Here is a 3,852-nt window from a genome sequence, read left to right on the forward strand (position 1 = left end):
GTGTGGGGCGTGGTGACGCTGAACCCGTTCACGCTGGTGGTGGCCTTCTTCGTGTTGATGGGCGCGGAAGGGGAGTCGCGGCAGGTGCGGATGAAGGCGCTGCTGGAGCGCGTGCGGGTGGAGGCGCTGATGACGCCCCGGGTGGTGGGGCTGGACCTGGACCTGTCGATGCAGGACGCCCACTGGGCCCTGCGGCGCGAGCACGTGGGCATGCTGCCGGTGACGAGCGCGGGGCGGCCGGTGGGGCGCGTGACGTGGGCGGCGGTGCAGGCGGTGCCGGAGGCGCAGCGCGGGGGCTACATGGTGCGCGACGCGATGGAGGACGGGGTGGTGGCGGAGCTCGCCGAGGACGGATGGACGGCGCTGCGGCGGATGGCGGAGGCGAACGTGCCGATGGTGGCGGTGGTGGACGAGGAGGGGTTGCTCGCGGGGACGCTGGGTTGGAATGACATCCAGCGAGGCCTCACGCGGGAGGAGGAGGCGGAGCGGAACGGGTCGCGGACGGGGTGGCCGCGCGAGCGGACGGCGTAGCGCTCCCGCGCTGCTATCCTGGAAGGCCAAGGCACTCCCGTGGAGGACACCTTGGTCTACGACGTGATCATCGCAGGGGCCGGTCCGGTGGGACTGTTCCTGGCCTGCGAGCTGCGGCTCGCGAAGCGCTCCGTGCTGGTGCTGGAACGATTGGAGGATCCGCACTCCCCCCTGAAGCGGCTCCCATTTGGAAGGCGAGGCCTCTGGGGCCCGAGCATCGAAGCGTTCTACCGGCGCGGACTGCTGGAACAGCTCGCGCCGCGAACCGGATCCAACCTCCGCGGGCCCGCGGGCCACTTCGCGGGCATCCCGTTCGACTTCAGCAACATCGATGCGTCGCGGTGGACGTACCGGCTCCCAGGGCCAGCCGACATCCAATTGGGGAGCGAAATGGAGCAGCTCGAGCGCATCCTCACCGCTCACGCGCTCTCCCTCGGGGTCGAGATCCGACGCGGCCAGGAGGTCGAAGGCTTCGAGGCTTCGGACGATGAAGTCACCGTCCGTGCCGGCGGGAAGAGTGTTCGCGCGCGCTGGCTCGTGGGATGCGACGGCGGCCGCAGCACCATCCGCAAGCAGGGGGGCTTCGAGTTCGTGGGGACCGAGCCTGAGTTCACGGGGTACTCGGTCCACGTCGAACTCGCCGATCCGGAGAAGCTCCGGCCGGGACGCCACTACACGCCGACCGGCATGTACAACCAGGGGCAGCCCGGAGTCATCGCGATGGCCGACTTCGACGGCGGCGCGTTCCATCGCACCCAGCCGGTCACGCTCGAGCACGTGCAGGCGGTCCTGCGGCGCGTGTCCTGCACGGACGTGACCGTCAAGGCGATGCATGTCGCCACGACCTGGACCGACCGCGCGTATCAGGCAACGACCTACCGCAAGGGACGGGTGTTGCTGGCGGGCGACGCCGCTCACATCCATTCACCGCTGGGCGGCCAGGGCCTGAACCTCGGACTCGGCGACGCGATGAACCTGGGGTGGAAGCTCGCCGCGACCCTCCGAGGGGATGCTCCCGAGGGTTTGCTCGACAGCTACACCCCGGAGCGCCATCCGGTGGGGGCGCGCATCCTCGATTGGTCGCGGGCCCAGGTCGCGCTGATGCGACCCCAACCGGCGTCCCGCGCGCTCGAAGGCATCTTCCGCGATCTCATCGACACGCGCGACGGCACGACCTACTTCGCGGAGCGTGTCTGGGGAGTGTCGCTTCGCTACGACCTCGGCGGGGAACACGCGCTGGTGGGCCGCAGCTGCCCAGACTTCGAGCTGGAGGATGGAACGAGGCTCGGCACGCTGCTCCGGGAGGGACGCGGTCTGCTGTTGGACTTCGGCCGTGAGGCGCCGCTCCAGACGTTGGATGGCCGCTGGGGCGAGCAGGTCCGGTACGTGGCTGGCGATGCGAAGGAGCGCCTAGGCCTGAGCGCGGTGCTCGTGCGTCCGGATGGGTTCGTCGCATGGGCGAGCGATGCGACGCCCCAGGCTGAAGACGTCACCCGCACCGCGGCGAGATGGTTCGCGAGCCGCGGCTGACAAGACAGGGACATTGCAGGGCGGCCGGAGCGTGAAGACCTTGCCTCCAGGCATCGGAGGCAGCACATGGCCCAGAAGAAGAACAGCCTCGTGGCGAACATCAATCGGCGCAAGAAGGCGGGGACGTCACGGCCGAAGAGCCGCTCCAAGGTGTCCAGCAAGTCCTACAAGAACATGGAGCGAGGCTGGGGCAAGACGGCGCGCAAGAAGACCGCGGCGAAGAAGACCGCGACGAAGAAGACCGCGCGCAAGAGCCCGGCCCGGAAGCGCTCGAGCCGCAAGTCCCGTTAGCGCTCCGGGTGAATGGGTCCTTGTTGGAGCTTCGGGGCCCGCACGGCGTTTCACGTAGAGGCCCTCTGTTCGTCGATATGCGGCGGATCGCCTAGGGCTTCTCCGGCAGCGACCAGTTCATCTGGAAGCGGTGCGCTCCATTGGGCGCACTGTCCAGCCAGCCGGTGATGCTGTCGCTCTTCGCGAGCAGGGGGCCCAGCTCCGTGCTCGCGCCGAAGAACGCGGCCAGCTGCTGGTCGCCCATCACGTCCATCAGCGACACCTGCGACAGGCCCCGCGCCACCTTCTTCGGATCCAGGGTGAACTCCACTGCGCGCTTCAGCGGCCCGCCCTTCTCCGGCAGCGACGCCAGCATCGCCTGCGTCACCGTGGAGTCGTTGCCGAAGACGAGCTGCTTGCCCTTGAGCCGCACGTAGACGCTGCCGCCCTTCGCCTCCATCGCGTAGCCGTCCTCCAGCGCCTTCGCGCCGGGGAACTTCGCCAGCGGGGCCAGCGCCGCCTTCACCGCCGCCGCGTCCGTCACCTCCGCCGCCAGCGCCTGCTTCGCCGCGAAGAAGCGCACCTCCGGCTTGCGCAGCGAACCCCTCACCGCCACCGAGTCCACGCCGAACAACACCTGCCCCGTCATCTGCTTCGCCAGCGCGTCCGTCACCGCCTTCACGTCGTCGGCGGGGCACGCGGGACACACCGATCGCACCGCGCCCGCCACGGACTCCACCGCCTGCGCCACGCCCGTCGGCGCCACCTGCGCACGCGCGAACAGCAGGCCCGCCGGCGTCATCGCGCCGTAGGGGCTCGTGCCCTTGGACTGGAAGGGCGGCAGGGGCAGCTTCGTCGCGGTGCCCTCCACCTTCAGCCCCGTCGCCGTGCCGTCCAGCGCCACCACGCCGTCCTTCGTGGACACGAACAGCACGCCCGGCAGCGTGGCCATCCGCGCGTCCGCCGCCGGGGCCTTGAGCGCCACCAGCTTCGCGGCCTCCTTGCGGAGCGCGTCGTCGGCGTCCGTGCTCAGGAAGGCGCAGGCCTCCTGGCCCTTGATGACGTAGCCCCCGAAGCCCCCCGTGGCGCTGGGCGCTCGCAGCGTCGTCACGCCCTTCACCGTGCCCGCCTTCACGTCGCCGTTGCGCGCGAGCACGTTCGCGGTCGCTTCCTGGAACACCTTCGGGTCCTTCACCCGCGTGCACGCGATGCGGCCGTCCTGCCGCATGGACACGGACAGGGGCCCCGTCGCGTCGATGCCCAGCGCCTCCATCGCCTCCGGCCTCGACAGGTCCAGCTGGAGGATGGGGTGCAGCTCACCGCTCCACGACGCCGGGCTCAGCATCTGCGAGTACGCCCCCGCCCGCGTCAGGAACGCGTTCAACCCCTGCACCTGGTCGAGCTGGGGGATGTGGAGGACCGTCACCGTCGAGGCGGCGACGCGAGGCGCGGGTGCGGCCGCCAGCGTGGCGGCAAGAGCAAGGGCGAGCATGCCCCCACCTGAGAGCGCCCCACCGTCCC

At 70.3% G+C, this 3,852-nt stretch carries 4 protein-coding genes; 3 read left to right on the forward strand and 1 reads right to left on the reverse strand.

What is annotated here, in order from left to right:
* The 3 genes from D7W79_RS39890 to D7W79_RS39900 form a co-directional block, all read left to right on the forward strand.
* A partial coding sequence (locus tag D7W79_RS39890; RefSeq protein WP_120530444.1) for a CBS domain-containing protein occupies positions 1 to 531 on the forward strand: 531 nt, incomplete at its 5' end.
* Between the two features lie 39 nt (positions 532 to 570).
* Positions 571 to 2,061 carry an FAD-dependent monooxygenase gene (locus tag D7W79_RS39895; RefSeq protein ID WP_244222242.1) on the forward strand — a complete coding sequence of 497 codons (1,491 nt, stop codon included), beginning with the start codon at positions 571 to 573 and terminating at the stop codon, positions 2,059 to 2,061.
* A gap of 66 nt (positions 2,062 to 2,127) precedes the next feature.
* The gene (locus tag D7W79_RS39900) at positions 2,128 to 2,352 is read left to right on the forward strand and encodes an excinuclease ABC subunit A (protein WP_120530445.1); all 225 of its coding nucleotides are present in this window, start codon (positions 2,128 to 2,130) and stop codon (positions 2,350 to 2,352) included.
* A 91-nt stretch (positions 2,353 to 2,443) separates the two neighbouring features.
* Here D7W79_RS39900 and D7W79_RS39905 read toward each other — a convergent pair.
* On the reverse strand, positions 2,444 to 3,852 hold a 1,409-nt coding region (locus D7W79_RS39905), incomplete at its 5' end, for a hypothetical protein (RefSeq protein WP_338078854.1).

The sequence above is a fragment of the Corallococcus exercitus genome (assembly GCF_003611585.1).
GTDB lineage: Bacteria > Myxococcota > Myxococcia > Myxococcales > Myxococcaceae > Corallococcus > Corallococcus exercitus.

Excerpts from the sequence above, each read along its gene's own strand:
- D7W79_RS39900 (WP_120530445.1), top strand. The coding sequence starts at position 2,128 with ATGGCCCAGAAGAAGAACAGCCTCGTGGCGAACATCAATCGGCGCAAG.